General features: G+C 71.4%; 13 protein-coding genes and 1 riboswitch. Of the genes, 10 read left to right on the top strand and 3 right to left on the bottom strand.

Going from position 1 to position 16790, the window contains the following annotated elements; translation table 11 throughout:
* Nucleotides 1-172: 172 nt before the first annotated feature.
* The 7 genes from OXR63_RS17450 to OXR63_RS17420 all read left to right on the top strand — a co-directional run bounded on the left by OXR63_RS17450 (nucleotide 173) and on the right by OXR63_RS17420 (nucleotide 8127).
* Nucleotides 173-688 carry a GtrA family protein gene (locus tag OXR63_RS17450; protein ID WP_267425420.1) on the top strand — a complete coding sequence of 172 codons (516 nt, stop codon included), beginning with the start codon at nucleotides 173-175 and terminating at the stop codon, nucleotides 686-688.
* Entirely contained in the window at nucleotides 685-2241 is a 1557-nt protein-coding gene (locus OXR63_RS17445) for a glycosyltransferase (protein WP_267425417.1), read from the top strand. The genes OXR63_RS17450 and OXR63_RS17445 overlap by 4 nt, the downstream gene beginning before the upstream one ends.
* Nucleotides 2238-4226 (top strand): ArnT family glycosyltransferase, encoded by a 1989-nt coding sequence (locus OXR63_RS17440; RefSeq protein WP_267425414.1) that lies wholly within the window; start codon nucleotides 2238-2240, stop codon nucleotides 4224-4226. Before OXR63_RS17445 ends, OXR63_RS17440 begins: the two co-directional genes overlap by 4 nt.
* A 99-nt stretch (nucleotides 4227-4325) precedes the next feature.
* Complete coding sequence (locus OXR63_RS17435) at nucleotides 4326-5156, top strand: DUF4397 domain-containing protein (RefSeq protein WP_267425413.1); 831 nt, start codon at nucleotides 4326-4328, stop codon at nucleotides 5154-5156.
* Between the two features lie 97 nt (nucleotides 5157-5253).
* Nucleotides 5254-6411, top strand: coding sequence for a glycosyl hydrolase family 8 (locus OXR63_RS17430; RefSeq protein WP_267425411.1), 1158 nt, complete (start codon nucleotides 5254-5256; stop codon nucleotides 6409-6411).
* 152 nt (nucleotides 6412-6563) lie between these two features.
* Nucleotides 6564-7286: a class F sortase gene (locus OXR63_RS17425; protein ID WP_267425409.1), complete on the top strand. Its 723-nt coding sequence runs from the start codon at nucleotides 6564-6566 to the stop codon at nucleotides 7284-7286.
* A gap of 46 nt (nucleotides 7287-7332) precedes the next feature.
* Entirely contained in the window at nucleotides 7333-8127 is a 795-nt protein-coding gene (locus OXR63_RS17420) for a polyprenol monophosphomannose synthase (protein WP_194628957.1), read from the top strand.
* A 132-nt stretch (nucleotides 8128-8259) separates the two neighbouring features.
* On the opposite strand, the gene treZ is transcribed toward OXR63_RS17420, so the two are convergent.
* From treZ to glgX, 3 genes are read right to left on the bottom strand one after another with little or no spacing between them, the layout of a single operon-like run.
* Entirely contained in the window at nucleotides 8260-10020 is a 1761-nt protein-coding gene (gene treZ, locus OXR63_RS17415; protein WP_267425405.1) for a malto-oligosyltrehalose trehalohydrolase, read from the bottom strand.
* Nucleotides 10017-12506 carry a malto-oligosyltrehalose synthase gene (treY, locus tag OXR63_RS17410; RefSeq protein ID WP_267425404.1) on the bottom strand — a complete coding sequence of 830 codons (2490 nt, stop codon included), beginning with the start codon at nucleotides 12504-12506 and terminating at the stop codon, nucleotides 10017-10019. The genes treZ and treY overlap by 4 nt, the downstream gene beginning before the upstream one ends.
* On the bottom strand, nucleotides 12503-14791 hold the full coding sequence (gene glgX / locus OXR63_RS17405) for a glycogen debranching protein GlgX (RefSeq protein WP_267425402.1): 2289 nt from the start codon (nucleotides 14789-14791) through the stop codon (nucleotides 12503-12505). Before glgX ends, treY begins: the two co-directional genes overlap by 4 nt.
* A 148-nt stretch (nucleotides 14792-14939) precedes the next feature.
* Here glgX and OXR63_RS17400 point away from each other — a divergent pair, with 148 nt between their 5' ends.
* The 3 genes from OXR63_RS17400 to OXR63_RS17390 all read left to right on the top strand — a co-directional run.
* Nucleotides 14940-15260 carry a hypothetical protein gene (locus OXR63_RS17400; protein WP_267425400.1) on the top strand — a complete coding sequence of 107 codons (321 nt, stop codon included), beginning with the start codon at nucleotides 14940-14942 and terminating at the stop codon, nucleotides 15258-15260.
* 22 nt (nucleotides 15261-15282) lie between these two features.
* Nucleotides 15283-15392: riboswitch (TPP riboswitch) on the top strand.
* Entirely contained in the window at nucleotides 15389-16045 is a 657-nt protein-coding gene (locus OXR63_RS17395) for an ECF transporter S component (RefSeq protein ID WP_267425422.1), read from the top strand. (Overlaps the previous riboswitch by 4 nt.)
* A 2-nt stretch (nucleotides 16046-16047) precedes the next feature.
* Nucleotides 16048-16790, top strand: a 743-nt coding sequence (locus OXR63_RS17390) for an ABC transporter ATP-binding protein (RefSeq protein ID WP_267425397.1), incomplete at its 3' end; no start/stop codon positions are given.

The raw sequence follows: 16790 nt of genomic DNA, 5'->3' as shown, positions 1-16790 counted from the left end.
CCCGGACCACTTACACGACCCACCGCGATCCGGCGCCGGAACGTCCAGATCGCGCCGGGAACACAAGGCCTGACGTACCCCTCGTGAACGGCAGGAGTCCGGCACCTGGCAGTCGGCTGGGCAACCGTGTACCCCACCCAAACCGCCGGGCCGATACCCCCGAATCGGGGGCATGACCTCGACCGACACCCTCGTTGTGGCGCCACCCGAACGGGTGGTCCCCACCGGCCGTCTGACGCGGCTGATCGCGACCTCGCGGCAGCTGGTGTCCTTCGGCGCCATCGGCGCGTTCTGCTTCCTCGTCGACCTGGGCGTCTACAACCTGCTGCGTCTCACGGTCCTCGACGACAAGCCGATCGCGGCGAAGGTGGGGTCCGCCGTGATCTCCACCGCGGTCGCTTGGATCCTCAACCGGTCCATCACCTTCCGCGCCGAACGCACCTCCGGCCGCCGCGAGACGCTCCGCGAGGGCGTCCTCTTCGCGCTGACGAACCTCATCGGTCTCGGCATCGCCGCCGCGTGCCTGTTCGTCTCGCACTACCTGCTCGGTTTCACCAGCACCCTCGCCGACAACGTCGCCGGCAACGGGGTCGGCCTGGTCCTCGGCACCGTGTTCCGGTTCGCCGCGTACAAGGCCCTCGTCTTCCGTTCCCGGGACGCACGTCGCACGAAGGAGCTCTCAGAATGACCATGTTGACCACGCTGGTCGCGGCCGCCGGGCCGCTGCTGCAGCCGAACGACCCCACCGGTCCCCGGGGCGACGTCCCGAACCGGGGCACCACGGACGTCCCGACGGGAGGCTCGGGCCAGGCCGCGCAGGCCGCCTGGTCGGTGGGCGAGTGGATCGGCTACTCGGCCCTCGTCGCCATCTCCGTCCTGCTCACGCTGGTCGCGCTGAGCACCCTGTGGTGGATGCTGCACGCCTGGCGCTCCCGCTCGGCGCTGCGCGCCACGAGCTTCAGCCAGACGCCGCGTCCCGCGGCGCACCGCTTCACGCTGCTCGTGCCCGGTCGGCACGAGGAGGAGGTGATGGGGCAGACGCTCGAGATGCTCACCACGCAGGACCACCCCGACTTCGAGATCATCGCGATCGTCGGCGAGGACGACCCGGGCACCGAGCGTGTCGTGCGCGAGGCCGCTGCCCGCCACCCCGACCTGATCAGCGTGGTGGTCGACGACACCCTGCCGAAGAACAAGCCCAAGGCGATGAACCTGGCGCTGCAGTACGCGACCGGTGACATCGTGGGCGTGTTCGACGCCGAGGACGAGGTCTACCCGCGCCTGCTGAGCCTCGTCGACTCCCGCTTCCAGGAGACCGACGCCGACGTCGTGCAGGGCGGCGTGCAGCTGATGAACTTCCGCTCCAGCTGGTGGTCGCTCCGCAACGTGCTCGAGTACTACTTCTGGTTCCGCTCGCGCCTGCACTTCCACGCCGAGTCGAAGTTCATCCCGCTCGGCGGCAACACCGTCTTCGTGACGAAGGAGCGCCTGGACTGGTCGAACGGCTGGGACGCGCACTGCCTCGCCGAGGACTGCGAGCTCGGTGTCCGCCTGTCGGCCGACAACGCCAAGGTCGTCGTCGCCTACAGCCCCGAGGCGGTCACCCGCGAGGAGACCCCGCCCACCTTCGCGTCGCTCCTGAAGCAGCGCACCCGGTGGAACCAGGGCTTCCTGCAGGTCCTCGGCAAGGGGGAGTGGAAGAAGCTGCCGACGTTCAAGCAGCGCTTCTTCGCCCGGTACCTGCTGACGATGCCGTTCATCCAGGCGACCACCGGTCTCCTCATCCCGCTCAGCGTCATCATGATCGCGTTCGTGAAGGTCCCGACGGCCATCGCGCTGATCTCCTTCATCCCGCTCGCCCCGACGCTCATGCTCCTGGCGGTCGAGATCGCCGGGCTCGGCGAGTTCGGCCGGCTGTACAAGGAGAAGGTCCGCGTCCGCGACTACGTGAAGCTCGTCCTCGGCCTGGTGCCCTACCAGGTGTTCCTCGCCGCCGCGGCCGTCCGTGCCGTCATCCGCCACTCCCGCGGGCAGAACGGCTGGGAGAAGACCGAGCACACCGGGCAGCACCGTGACGCTCAGCCCGAGGTCGTGGCCAGCGCGCCCGGAGAGCCCAGCCCGTCCGTGGTGACCGAGCCCGACGCCCAGGCACAGCCCGCGGCGCAGTCCCAGACCCAGCCCGACTCCGAACCCGCCCTCGCGTCCGCCGGGGCACCCTCGACAGGAGGTGACGACCGATGACCGCCAGCATCACCAACACGACCGGCATCCCGATCCGCGGTGCCAGGTCCTCGTCCGCCGCCGGCACGTGGTTCCGCGTGCACGCCAGGAGCCTCGTCTGGCTCCTCCCCGTCCTGGCCGTCGCCGTGGCCGTGCAGTCCTGGAACATGGGCGGCACCCCGCAGCGCATCGACGACGAGGGCACGTACACCGCCCAGGCGTGGTCCATCACGCACCTCGGCGAGCTCACCCACTACACGTACTGGTACGACCACCCGCCGCTCGGCTGGATCCAGATCGCCGGGTACACGCAGCTGACCGGTGCCTTCGCCCGGTACGCCTTCGCGGTCGAGGCCGCCCGGGAGTCGATGGTGTTCTTCGCCGCCGTCTCCGCGGTGCTCCTCTTCGTGCTGATGCGTCGGCTCGGCGGCTCGCGCCCCACGGCCGCCGTCGCGGTCCTCGTCTTCGGCCTCTCCCCGCTGGCGCTGCAGTACCACCGCACCGTCTACATCGACAACGTCGCGACCCCGTGGCTCCTCGCCGCGTTCGTGCTCGTGCTCAGCCGTCGCCAGCAGCTCGCCGGGTTCGTCGGCGCCGCCGCCTGCCTCGGCATCGCGGTGCTCAGCAAGGAGACCTACCTGCTGGCGCTGCCGTTCCTCATCTGGATGGCCGTCCGCCGGGCCGACCCGAGCACCCGCCGGTACACGCTCAGCGTCGCCGGAGCCGTCCTCGCCGTCATCGGTGGCGGGTACATCCTGCTCGCTGCGGTGAAGGGCGAACTCCTGCCCAGCGCCGGCAAGGTCAGTCTGCTCGAAGGCGTCACCTACCAGCTCGGCAGCCGGCAGGCCAGCGGCTCCGTGTTCTCCGGCGGCAGCCTGGCGAACGACGCCGCTGCCCAGTGGTGGGCGCTCGATCCGGTCTTCATCGTGCTCGGCTCGGCCGCGGCCGTCGTGGGGCTGTTCCTGCGCCGCGTCCGCCCGATCGCCGCGATGCTCGTCTTCCTGCTCGCGTTCATGTTCCGCCCGAACGGGTACCTGCCCGTGCCGTACGTGATCATGCTCGTGCCGTTCGCCGCCCTGCTCGTCGCGTTCGTCGGCGAGCGTGCCGTCCTCGCCGTTGCCGGCATCACCGCCTTCCGCCCGAAGAGCCGGTTCCGCGGCGTCAGCCGCCGTGTCCTCGGTGGCACCTGGGCGCTCGTCACCGCCGCCGCCCTGGTCGTCGCGGTCCCGCTCTGGGGGTCGCAGCTCCGCGGGTTCCTCATCACCGACCTGGACAAGCCGATGGCGCAGGCCGAGAACTGGATCGGCGACAACGTCGACAAGAGCTCCCGGATGCTCGTCGACGACGCCATGTGGGTCGACCTCGTCGATGACGGCTTCGCCCGCGACAACGTGGTCTGGTACTACAAGCTCGACACCGACGGAGCCGTGCAGCGCCAGTCGCCGAACGGCTGGAAGGACTCCGACTACGTCGTCACGACGGACTCGATGCGCACCGGCGGCAACTCGTCGAAGGACGTGCGTGACGCGATCCAGAACTCGACCGTCGTCGCGTCGTTCGGCACCGGCAACCAGATGGTCGACGTCCGTCAGATCCACCCGCAGGGGCAGCAGGCCGCCCAGCGGGAGATCACCGCGGCGAGCGACGTCCGCAAGACGCTCGGCACCCAGCTCGCGCAGAACCCCGCTCTCCAGGCCGACGCCGGCACGAAGTCGCAGTTCCGCGCCGGTCAGGTGGACTCCCGCGCCATGATCGCCCTCGGGCAGGTGCTCGCCGACCGCTTCGTGCAGGTCGACCGCTTCACCCCGCTCACCGGCGAGGAGGGCCGCTCGTTCCGACGGGTCGTCCTGCACACCGCCAGCCCGACGGCCGCCCTGAACACCGAGAAGACCCTCGACGCCCTGGCGAAGGACTACCGCGCCGAGTCGGTCGAGCGCGACGGCGACACCCTGACCGTCACCTGGTCGCCCATGGACCCGACGACGACCGCCGTCACCGCGTCCTGACCGCCGGCACCGCCCACCACGGCACCGCCCACCCAGCACCGCCCGCACCACGATCGCCCTGATCGAACCAGCACCGCCCCGACCCGAAGGAGCACCATCATGACCGCCTCCCTCCGCACCCCTCGCCGCCGCATCGTCGTCGTCGGCGCCCTCGCCGCGACCCTCGTCGCCGCGACCGTCGGCCTCGCCCCGCAGGCGGCCAGCGCCGCCACCGCCGCCCCGCAGGACGGATGGCTCCGCGTCGGGCACCTCTCGCCGGACACGAAGGGCGTCGACGTCGAACTGTCGAGCCTGGCCGGGGGCAAGACCGTCTTCGAGCTCGACGACGTGACCTACGGCCAGGTCAGCCCCTACAAGGAGCTGCCGACCGGCACCTACGTGCTCTCGATGCGTGCCTCCGACGCGCCTGACTCCACCCCGGTCATCTCCACCGACGTCACCGTGCAGGGCGGCAACGCCAGCACCGTCGTCGCCTACGGCAAGAACACCTCGCTGAAGACCGCCGCGTTCACCGACGACCTGCAGCAGCCCGGCGACGGCAAGGCCAAGCTCCGGCTCGTCCAGGCCGCCACCACGGCCAAGACGGTCGACGTCAGCACCTCCGAGGGCACCGCGATCGCCTCGGGCGCCAAGTTCGGCACCGCGACGAAGTACGCCACGGTCGGCGCGGGCAAGTGGAACCTCGACCTCAGCGGCGGTGGACAGGTCGGCAGCGCCGACGTGGACCTCGCCGGCAACACCGTCTCCACCCTGTTCGTCCTCGACGACAGCAAGGGCGACCTGACGGTCGTGCCCGTCACCGACGCGGCTGCGACCGCCCAGACCCCGGCCGGCGGCGTCCAGACCGGCGGCGGCGGCACGGCCGCCGAACGCCCCTCCACCGACGCGTTCCACGCGCTCGTCCGCACGATCCGCGGCATCTTCCGCTGACCGCCTGACTGGAGGCCCGCCCCACGTGCGCCGATCCGCGCACCTGGTCCGAGCCTCCAGTCCGCACGCCCCACCCACCAGCAGAGAGCGAGCCAGCATGACCCGCAGGAACTGGATCCCCGTCACCGCCGTGGCGCTCGCCGCGGTCCTCGTCGCCGGCGGCATCGCCGTCGCGGCGGTCCGACCGTGGTCCGACCGCACTCCGGACGCCGGCGGCGTCTCGACGCCCACCTCGACCACCGCACCCGACGGCACCCGCACCCCGGCGCAGCTCCGCACGGCGTTCCTCGACCGGTACGTCGAGGACGGCCGCGTCGTCCGCAAGGACCAGGGCAGCGACACCGTCAGCGAGGGGCAGGCCTACGGGCTGCTCATCGCCTACGCCGCCGGTGACCGTGACCGCTTCGGCGACATCTGGTCGTGGACGAAGCGTCACCTGCTCACCGACGACCAGCTGCTCGCCTGGCGCTGGACCCAGGACGGCGGCGTCTCGGACGCGCAGTCCGCGAGCGACGCCGACCTCGACACCGCCAGGGCCCTCGTGCTCGCCGGTGACGCCTGGGACGACGAGCGCTACACCGCCGCCGGCAAGCGGATGGCCGCAGCGGTGCTCGACCACGAGACGGCCAGGACGGACCTCGGGCTGATCCTGCTGCCGGGACCGTGGGCCGACTCCGAGCCGTACCGGTACAACGCCAGCTACGCCTCGCCCGCCGCCTACCGGGTGCTGGCCGCGGCCACGAAGGACGACCGCTGGAAGGAGCTCGAGACGAGCTCGACCGCGGTGACGCGTGCCGTGCTCGAGAAGTCCGACCTGCCGAGCGACTGGTCGCAGGTGCACGCCGACGGCACCGTCGACCCGATGCCCGCCACCGGGGACGACGCCCGCGTGCTCTACGGGTACGACGCCATGCGGATGCCGCTGCGCTACGCCGAGGCCTGCACGGCTCCCGACCGTGCGCTCGCCGCATCCGTGGCGCCCACGCTCCGTCGGACCACGCAGCTCGCGGCGCAGCTCGACCTCGGCGGCACGGCCGTCACGGGGGACCGGAGTGCGTTGGCGTACGCGGCGCGTGCTGCTGCGGAGCAGGCGTCCGGTGCCACCGGTGCTGCGCGGGCCGACCTGGAGCGTGCTGACCGCACCTCGGCCACGACGCCGACCTACTACGGTGACGCGTGGGCGGCGCTCGGGGCGACCATGCTGACGTCGGACGTGCTCGGCGGCTGCGCGACCGCGGGCGGGGGTGCCTCGTGAGCGGGGAGCGCGGGCGGCGGTCGGCTGGGCGTGGGCGCGCTGGCGCTCGCGCTGGCGCTGGCGCGCCTGCTGGCGGTGCTGGCGCGCCCGCTGGCGGCGGCGAGTCTCGGTCTGGCGGACATGTTGTGGCTACCGGAACGCGCACGGTGTCCTTGGCGGCGAGACTCGGCCGGCGCTGGGTCGTCGTCGGGACGGCAGCAGCCGTCGTGGTGGCGGCGGGAGCGGTCGCGACCGGAGTGGCCGTGGCTGCCGGGGACCGCGACGGTGCTGCCGTCCCGGTCAGCTCGGCATCGTCGACCGCCGGTGCCGGCTCTGCTTCCGGTACTGCCGGGGGCGCTGCCGGTTCCGCGGACGGTTCCTCGGCTGCCGGGAGCGGCGACCGGGACATCACCGGCTTCCAGGACCCTGCTGCCCCCGAGGCCCGCTCGGACGCCACGCCGACCCGGGTGACGATCCCGGCGATCGGGGTCGACGCCTCGCTCGAGGACCTGCACCGCGGCGCCGCCGGGGAGCTCGACCCGCCGAAGGGATGGGACAACGCCGGATGGTTCAGCGACGGCATCGTCCCCGGGCAGGTCGGTCCCTCGGTCATCGCCGGGCACGTCGACAGTCCCACGACCGCCGCCGTGTTCTTCCGGCTCGACGAGCTGGTGGCCGGGGACCAGGTCCACGTCGCCATGACGGACGGCAGCAGCCGCACCTTCACCGTCGAGAAGACCGAACGAGCGTCGAAGTCGGCCTTCCCGACGAGCGACGTGTACGGCACCACCCCCACCCCCACGCTGCGGCTCATCACGTGCGACGGCACGTTCGACACGGCAACCGGGCACTACACCGACAATCTGATCGTCTTCGCAGACCTGTCGGACGGGTGAACCAGCACCCGACCGATATGTTCGATCGAACCATCCGAGGAGCACCATGAGCGACACCCTGGTCATCATCCCGACCTACGACGAAGCGGAGAACGTCCGCCCCATCGTCGAGCGCACCCTCGCGGCGACCGACGACCACGTCCACGTGCTCGTCGTCGACGACAACTCGCCCGACGGCACCGGTGACATCGCCGACGCCATCGCCCGTGAGACCGACCGGGTGCACGTGCTGCACCGGACGGTGAAGGACGGCCTCGGCGGCGCCTACCTGAGCGGCTTCGCGTGGGGCCTCGAGCAGGGCTACGACAAGCTCGTGGAGATGGACGCCGACGGCTCCCACCACCCCGAGTACCTGCCGTGGCTCATCGAGCTCGCGGACTCGAACGACCTGGTCCTCGGCTCCCGCTGGATCAAGGGCGGCGAGGTCGAGAACTGGCCCTGGTACCGCGAGCTCCTCTCCCGTGGCGGAAACCTCTACACACGACTCGCCCTCGGCATCGCCGTCCGCGACGCGACCGGCGGGTTCCGGGTCTTCACGGCCGACGCACTGCGGCGGATCGACCTCGCCGGCATCGCCTCGAAGGGGTACTGCTTCCAGGTCGACCTGTGCTGGCGTGCACTCGAGGCCGGGCTCCGCATCGTCGAGACCCCGATCACGTTCACGGAGCGGGAGTTCGGCGTCTCGAAGATGAGCGGGAACATCGTCCGCGAGAGCCTGACCCTGGTGACGAAGTGGGGCATCGACCGCCGCGTGCGGGAGGTCCGCGCGTTGGTCCGGGACCACCACCCCCTGCCGTCGGTGCGTCGGAACGCCCACGCGGTGTCGAACCCGATCAACTGACGCTCGGGTGGGCGTGGGCGGCGGGGGTCGTGCTCCCGCTTCCGCTCCTGCGCTCGCTCTGTCCTCTGGACATGACGATGCCCGGCCGGGTTCCCCCGGCCGGGCATCGCACGTGTCGAGCTGGTGCGGTCCCTAGCGCAGGACGACCACGCCGCGGCCGTCGAACCGCACGGTCTGCGAGTCGTCCGGCACGGTGACGTCGCCGAATGCGTAGAGGACCTCGCCGGTGGCGTCCGGGACAGGCACCTCGGCGGTGCCCTCCGACAGGTGCACGACCACGTGCACGGGCGCAGCCGTGGGACCGAGCAGCCCGCGCGTCAGCACGAGCCAGCGGCCGTCCTCGCTGAAGCGGACCGCGTTGGCCTCGTACCGGTGGTCCACAAAGGCCTCGTCGGTCCGACGCAGCGCGACGAGCACCCGGTAGGCCCGCAGGATCGCCGTTCCGCGCTCCGAGGTGGTGTCGGCCCAGTCCAGCTTCGAGTTCTGGAACGTCGACGGGTCCTGCGGGTCGGGCACGGTGGACTCGTCCCAGCCGTGCTGGGCGAACTCCTTGATGCGTCCCTCGGCGGTGACCTTGCCGAGCTCCGGCTCCGGGTGCGAGGTGAAGAACTGCCACGGCGTCGACGCCGCGAACTCCTCGCCCATGAACAGCATCGGCGTGAACGGGCCGAGCAGGGTCAGGGCTGCCGCGATGACGAGCCCCTCGTCCGACACCGTCGCGGCCAGGCGGTCGCCGGCGGCGCGGTTGCCGATCTGGTCGTGGTTCTGGTTCGCGACGACGAGCGCGGTCGTGGGGGAGGTGCCGCGGTCGATCGGTCGTCCGTGCCGCGTCCCGCGGAACGAGGACCACGTGCCGTCGTGGAAGAACCCGGACTCGAGCACCTTCGCGAGTGCCGACAGCGGGGCGAAGTCGGCGTAGTAACCGTTCGTCTCACCGGTGACGGCGACGTGCACCGCGTGGTGGAAGTCGTCCGACCACTGGCCGGCGAGTCCGTACCCGGCGGCCTCACGCGGCCGGAACATCACCGGGTCGTTGAGGTCCGACTCCGCGATGAGCGACAGCGGGCGGCCGATGTAGGCCGAGAACGCGTCCGTCTCGCTCGCCATGTCCGCGAGGACGTGCGGGCGGGAGGTGTCGCGGATGGCGTGCACGGCGTCGAGCCGGAGCCCGTCGACGTGGTGGTCCCGGAACCACATGCGCACGTTGTCGAGCACGTAGCGACGCACTTCGGGGTCCTCAACGTTGACCGAGTCGCCCCAGGTGTTCGCCAGCCCCTGCACCAGGTACGGGCCGTAGAGCGGCAGGTAGTTCCCGCTCGGGCCGAGGTGGTTGTAGACGACGTCCTGGATGACGCCGAGCCCGAGCCCGTGCGCGGTGTCGACGAAGCGGTCGTAGGCATCGGGTCCGCCGTATGGAGCGTGCACGGCGTACCAGGCGACGCCGTCGTAGCCCCAGTTCCACTCGCCGTTCACGCCGTTGACCGGCAGCAGTTCGACGAACTCCACGCCGAGTTCGACCAGGTGGTCGAGCCTGGCGGCAGCGGCGTCGAGCGTGCCCTCGGGCGTGAAGGTCCCGACGTGCATCTCGTAGACCACGGCGCCGCGGGCGGGACGTCCGGTCCAGCTCTCGTCCGTCCAGGCGAAGCGCTCCGGGTCGACGACCTCGGACGGGCCGTGGACGCCCTCGGGCTGGAACCGGCTGCGCGGGTCCGGGCGGACCGCGTCGTCGTCGTCGATGCGGAACCCGTAGCGGGCACCCACGACGGGCATCACCGCGTCGGTGCCCCACCAGTCGTCGGAACCGCGCTCGAGCGGGTACTCGGTGCCGTCGACGACCAGGCGCACGCGCTCCGGCTTCGGCGCCCAGACGGCGTAGCGGGCAGGTTCGGTCATGCGTGACCCTCCAGGATGTCGATGTCGGCCTGCGCGTCGGTCTCGCCGGGAGCGTCGGTCGTGGTGGTTGCGGTGGCCGTGTCGGTTGCGGCGGGTGCAGCCGGCCGGGAGGCTCCGCTCGCGTCGGTCGCGGTCGTCCCGTCCGCCGTGTGCCCGGTCGTGCCGGCGACGTCCGCCGGGACGAGCAGGGCCACCGGGTAGGTGCTCAGCAGGTCGGCGACGGCGATGCCGCGGTGCGCCGGCACGGCCCGGCCGGTCAGCAGGTCGACGCGGTCGAGGGGGACCGGGTGGACGAGCGTGTCGCCCCAGCCGCCGACCTGCTCGAGCCCGAGCGGCAGCCGCGTGGCGATGGTCACGGCGCCGCCGCGGTCGAACGCGAGGACGTGGTCCGCCGCGCTGCCGGTGGCCTCGAGCTGCAGGTACCGCGTGAACAGCTCGGGGTGGTCGCGGCGCAGGCGCAGTGCGCGGCTGGTGACGAGGAGCTTGACCCGGGCGTCGAGGCCGATCGCAGGGAGCTGCTCGGGGCCGTCGTCGTCGGGGCCGTCCAGCGCAGCCAGAGCGTGCCGACGTTCGGTGTAGTCCACCGCTCGGCGGTTGTCCGGGTCGACGAGCGAACGGTCCCAGCCCTCGGTGCCCTGGTAGACGTCCGGCACGCCGGGCGCGGTGAGCTGCACGAGCTTGACCGACAGGCCGTTCGACCAGCCCGCTGCGGTGATCCGCTCGTCGAGGGCATCGAGGAGCGCGACCACGGCGGGGTCGTCGAACGCGGCGTCGACGAGGGCGTGCATCTGCCCCTCGAAGGCCTCGTCCGGCTCGGTCCACGTGGTGCTGTTGCCGGCTTCCCGCGACGCCTTCTCGGCGTACGCGTGCAGCCGCTCGCGGGATGCCGGACGGGCGCCGACGATGGCCTGCCAGAGCAGGTCGGCGAAGACCGCGTCCTCGAGCGGCGCCAGGGCCTGGAGCTGCCGGAAGGTCTCGTTCCACTCCTCGCCGAGCTCGGACAGGACCGCGATGCGGGCGCGGGTGTCCTCGCTCCGCTTCGTGTCGTGGGTCGTCAGGGTCGTCATCGTGTGCGGCCAGCTCGCGAGGCGCTCGCGCTGCGCGACGTGGAACTCGTCCGTGGTCACGGCGAAGACGCTCGGGTCGCCGCCGACCTCGCTCAGGGACGACAGGCGGGACACCCGGTAGAAGGCGGTGTCCTCGACGCCCTTGGCCATCACCATGCCGCTGGTCTGCTGGAGCCGGAGCGCCGCGGGGTGCATCGGGTCGACCAGGGCCGGGGCGATGCGGTCGATGACGTCGTCGAGGTCCGGACGGGCCTCGGCCGCACGCTCGAGCGCGGTGACGAGGTGGTGGACGCCCTCGGGCAGGTACGTGCGGTAGACGTCGAACGAGGCGACGATCTCGGCGACGGCGTCGACCACGCGCTCGTGCGGCAGGCCGTCGGTCTCGGCGACGAGGATGCGCGCCAGCCGCGCGACCTCGCTGCCGAGGATGCCGTCGGCGATCCCGCGGCGGGTGTCGTGCGTCAGGGCCTGCCAGTCGTGTGGCTCGGACCCGGAGGTCGCGTCGAGCGCCTCGGCGCCGGCCGGGTCGACGAACACGCGGTCGACCACGCCGAGGGCGTCGTAGCCGGTGGTGCCGTCGACGGGCCAGGAGGACGGCAGCTGCTCACCGGGCTCGAGGATCTTCTCGACGAGGGTGTACGCGCCGCCCGTCAGGTCGTGCAGGTCCTGCAGGTACCCGGCGGGGTCGAAGAGCCCGTCCGGGTGGTCGATGCGCAGCCCGTCGACGAGGCCGTCGCGGAACCAGGCACCGATCAGCTCGTGCGAGGCGTCGAAGAACTCCTGGTCCTCGACCCGGATGCCCGCGAGGGTGTTGACCGCGAAGAACCGTCGGTAGTTGAGCTCGTGGTCGGCACGCTTCCAGTGCACGAACTCGTAGCGCTGCCGAGCGTGGACCGTCTCGACGTCGTCCCCGCCCTGCACTGTGCCGGGCGCGGTGGGGTAGGCGGTCTCGCCGACCAGCAGCCGGTCACCCTGCAGCACGACGGCGTCGAGCAGGCGGTCGTCGAGCACCGGGATGCGGAGCTTGCCGTCGCCCGCGTCCCAGTCCACGTCGAAGGCGTCGGCGTACGGGGAGTCCTTGCCGTGCTCGAGCAGGGACCACCACCACGGGTTGACCTCGGGGGTGGCGACGCCGACGTGGTTCGGGACGATGTCCACGAGCACGCCGAGTCCGGCCGCGTGGGCGGCTTCGGCGACCGCGCGGAAGGCGTCGTCCCCGCCACGCTGGGTGTCCACGTGGGAGTGGTCCACGACGTCGTAGCCGTGGTCGGAGCCCGGCTCGGCCTGGAGCACGGGGGACAGGTAGACCCAGTCGGCGCCGAGGTCGCGGACGTAGCCGACGACGTCCTTCGCGGCGGTGAGGTCGAAGTCGGGCGAGACCTGGAGCCGGTAGGTCGAGGTCGGGATCCGGCGGTTCATCGGGAGCTTCCGTTCGGGTTGGGGTCGTTCGAGGAGGGGCCGGTCGTCCCACGGGCGGGCGCGGTGCCGCTCGGTGCGTGCGAGCCGGCCGGGTTCACCGGGCTGACGGCGTCCTGCGGGGCGTCGGGCCCGGTCGCGGTCGCGTCCTGGACCTCGACCGGCGTGGTCGTGACCACGTGGTCGGGCTCGGCGCGGAGCACGATCATCGAGCGGGCCGGCACGTCGAGCGCGGACCCGGCGTCGAGCACCTCGTCGCGGGCACCGGGAGCGGCCGTGTCGATCCGCACCGTCCAGCCCGGGGAGTACTCCTCCGGGGGCAGGGTGAAGGTCACGGTGTCGTCGTGCGCGTTGAAGTACGTGATGAAGGCCACGTCGGTGACGCGGTCGCCGCGGGAGTCGCGCCCGCGGATGCCGTCACCGTTGAGGTACATGCCGACGCTCTTGCCGAAGCCGGAGTCCCAGTCCTCGGGCTCCATGGCCTCACCGGACGGGGTCAGCCAGACCACGTCGGGCAGCGGCTCGTCCTGGCCACGGCGGACCGGGCGGCCGTTGAAGTAGCGCGTGCGACGGAAGGTCGGGTGATCGTGCCGGAGCTTCACGACGTCGGCCGTGAACTGCACCAGGTCGTCGTCCGCAGCAGCCCAGTCGATCCAGCTCAGCTCGGAGTCCTGCGCGTAGACGTTGTTGTTGCCGTGCTGGGTGCGCCCCAGCTCGTCGCCGTGCGCGATCATCGGCACGCCCTGGCTGAGCAGGAGCGTCGCGAGGAAGTTCCGGCGACGCTGCACGCGCAGCGCGTTCACGGACTCGTCGTCGGTCGGGCCCTCTGCCCCGGAGTTCCAGGACCGGTTGTGGCTCTCGCCGTCGTTGTTGTCCTCGCCGTTGGCGTCGTTGTGCTTCTCGTTGTACGCCACCAGGTCGTACAGCGTGAAGCCGTCGTGCGCCGTGATGAAGTTGATGCTGGCCTTGGGCGTGCGACCATCGTGCTCGTAGAGGTCGGCCGACCCCGAGATCCGCGACGCGAACTCACCGAGTGTGGAGGGCTCGCCCCGCCAGAAGTCCCGCACGGTGTCGCGGTACTTGCCGTTCCACTCCGACCACTGCGGCGGGAAGTTGCCGACCTGGTAGCCGCCGGGGCCGACGTCCCACGGTTCCGCGATGAGCTTCACCTGCGACACGATCGGGTCCTGTTGGACGAGCTCGAAGAAGGCCGACAGCCGGTCGACCTCGTAGAACTCGCGTGCGAGCGCCGCGGCCAGGTCGAAGCGGAAGCCGTCGACGTGCATCTCGGTCACCCAGTAGCGCAGCGAGTCCATGATGAGCTGCAGCGAGTGCGGGTGGCCGACGTTGAGCGAGTTGCCGGTGCCCGTGACGTCCATGTAGTACCGCTTGTCGTCGTCCATCAGGCGGTAGTACGCGGCGTTGTCGATCCCGCGGAACGACAGCGTCGGGCCGAGGTGGTTGCCCTCTGCCGTGTGGTTGTAGACGACGTCGATGACGACCTCGATGCCGGCACGGTGGAGCTCGCGCACCATCGTCTTGAACTCCTGCACCTGCTGCCCCCCGTCGCCCGAGGACGAGTAGTGCGAGTGCGGCGCGAAGAACCCGATGGTGTTGTAGCCCCAGTAGTTCGACAGCCCCTTGTCCTGCAGGGTCGAGTCGTTCACGAACTGGTGCACCGGCATGAGCTCGAGCGTCGTCACGCCCAGTCGCTTGAGGTGCTCGATGACGGCCGGGTGTGAGACGCCGGCGTAGGTGCCGCGCTGCTCCTCGGGCACGTCGGGGTGCGTCTGCGTGAGGCCCTTGACGTGGGCCTCGTAGATGACGGTCTCGCCGTAGGGGGTCCGCGGAGCACGGTCGCCCTGCCAGTCGAAGAAGGGGTTGATCACCACGCCCTTCACCATGTGCGACGCAGAGTCCTCGTCGTTGGTGGAGTCGGGGTCGCCGAACGTGTACGAGAACAGCGACTGGTCCCAGTCGATGTCGCCGCTCGTCGCCTTGGCGTACGGGTCCAGGAGCAGCTTCGCCGGGTTCGAGCGGACGCCGTTCGCCGGGTCGTACGGCGCGTGGACGCGGAAGCCGTACCGCTGTCCCGGGCCGATGTTGGGCAGGTACGCGTGCCAGACGTAGGCGTCGACCTCGACGAGGGGGACGCACTCCTCGGTGCCGTCCTCGTCGAAGAGGCAGAGCTCCACGCGGTCGGCCACCTCGCTGAACAGGGCGAAGTTCGTCCCGCTGCCGTCGTAGGTCGCGCCGAGCGGGTAGGGGTTGCCGGGCCAGGTGTGCAAACGTTCCTCCGTAGGTGGTTGCTGCAAACGTATCGGCGGCTCCCTGTGCTGTCCGCCGTGCCGGAGCCGTCAGTGGACAGCACCCGGGAGCTCCCCGGCCTGTGGACAGCTCGCGCGGTCGCCAGCACGCCGGGAGTAGCCTCGCGCCATGACCAACATCGTCACGCAGATCGCAGACAAGGTCCGCTCCGTCGGGGTCTCCACGAACTACGGGGACCCGGTGGAGGTCGGCGACCAGACCCTCATCCCGGTGTCCGTCGGCTGGTTCGGCTTCGGGGGCGGCGGCGACGACCAGAACGGTGGCGGCGGTGGCGGCGGGGCGACCCTCCCCGTCGGCGCGTACGTGCGTCGTCCCGGCAAGGACCTCGAGTTCGAGCCGAACCTCATCTCCCTGATGGTCGTCAGCATCCCCGTCATCTGGGTGACCGGCACCGTCCTCCGCAAGCTCATCCGCGTCCTCAAGAAGTAGGGCCCCGAAGCAGTACACTGCAGGGACACACACGGGAGTCCGGGATCGCCGGGCTGAGAGGGAGCGAGCAGCGCTCCGACCGTCGAACCTGATCCGGGTCATGCCGGCGCAGGGAGGAGTCTCGAATGATGCCGTCCGGCACGCCCACCGCCACCACCACTTCGACGTCCACGACGTCACCCCCCAGGCGCTCCCTGCGTTGGCGCGTCGTCGACATCGTCGTCGCGAGTGTCCTCGCCGTCGCCGTGGGCGTCGTGTTCAAGCTCTGGGAGTTCGGCTACGAGCCGCTCTCCGCCGCGGTGGCGCTCCTGCTGCCCGGCACGCAGGCGTTGTTCGGCGGGGTCTGGCTCCTCGCCGGTCCGATCGTCGCGATCATCGTCCGGAAGCCCGGCGCCGCGCTCTACGCCGAGATCGTGGCGGCGAGCGTCGAGGCCCTCCTCGGCACGCAGTGGGGATGGAGCACCCTCGAGGCCGGCCTCGTCCAGGGCCTGGGCGCCGAACTCGTCCTCGCGCTCTTCCTGTACCGCGTGTACCGCCTGCCGGTCGTCGTCCTCGCGGGCGCTGCTGCCGGTCTCGCACTGGGCATCAACGACTCGGTCCTCTGGTACGCCGGGCTCGATGCCGGCTTCAAGGCGGTCTACATCGTCTGCGGCACGATCTCCGGCGCCGTGATCGCCGGCTTCGGGTCGTGGCTCATCGTCCGGGCACTCGCCCGCACCGGCGTGCTGTCGTCCTTCGCGGTCGGCCGCGAGCACGCCCGGCGCCGTCCGTCCTCGGCAGCCTGAGCATGCCGGGCGCCCACCCCGCCCGGATCGAGTTCCGCGACTGGGGCTGGCGGTACGCCGAGCGGGACAGCTGGGCTGTCCGCGGCGTCGACCTGGTCGTCGAGCCGGGGAAGCGCGTGGCCGTGGTCGGGCCGTCCGGCGCCGGCAAGTCCACGCTCCTCCGGGCCGTCGCCGCGGTCCTGCCCGACGAGCCCGACCCTGACGACGACACCGCGGCCGAGGTCCGGGGCAGCGTGCTCGTCGACGGCGCTGCGCCCGAGTCCGTCCGCGGCCGGGTCGGCCTCGTGATGCAGGACCCGGAGGCGCACACCGTCATGTCGCGCATCGGCGACGACGTGGCGTTCGGGTGCGAGAACACCGGGGTGCCACGCGCCGAGACGTGGGAGCGCGTCCGGTCCGCCCTGGACGTCGTGGGGCTCGACCTGGAGCTCGACCGGTCCACGACGATGCTCTCCGGCGGTCAACGGCAGCGACTCGCCCTGGCCGGGGTGCTCGCGATGCGCCCGGGGGCCCTGGTGCTCGACGAGCCGTGCGCGAACCTCGACCCGGACGGTGTGGAGCAGGTCCACGATGCGGTCCGGGCGCTTCTCGACGACACCGGCGCGACCCTCCTGGTCGTCGAGCACCGCATCGGGACGTGGCTCGACCTGGTCGACCGACTGGTGTTGCTCGAACCCGCCGGCGGTGTCGTGGCCGACGGCACCCCGGCCGAGGTGCTCCTGACCCACGGCGACGCGCTGACCGC

It is taken from the genome of Curtobacterium sp. GC_Cur_3 (assembly GCF_026544205.1).
In the GTDB taxonomy this organism is placed as follows: domain Bacteria; phylum Actinomycetota; class Actinomycetes; order Actinomycetales; family Microbacteriaceae; genus Curtobacterium.
The sequence above is the reverse complement of the archived record's forward strand: the minus strand, read 5'-3'. Positions and strand labels throughout refer to the sequence as shown.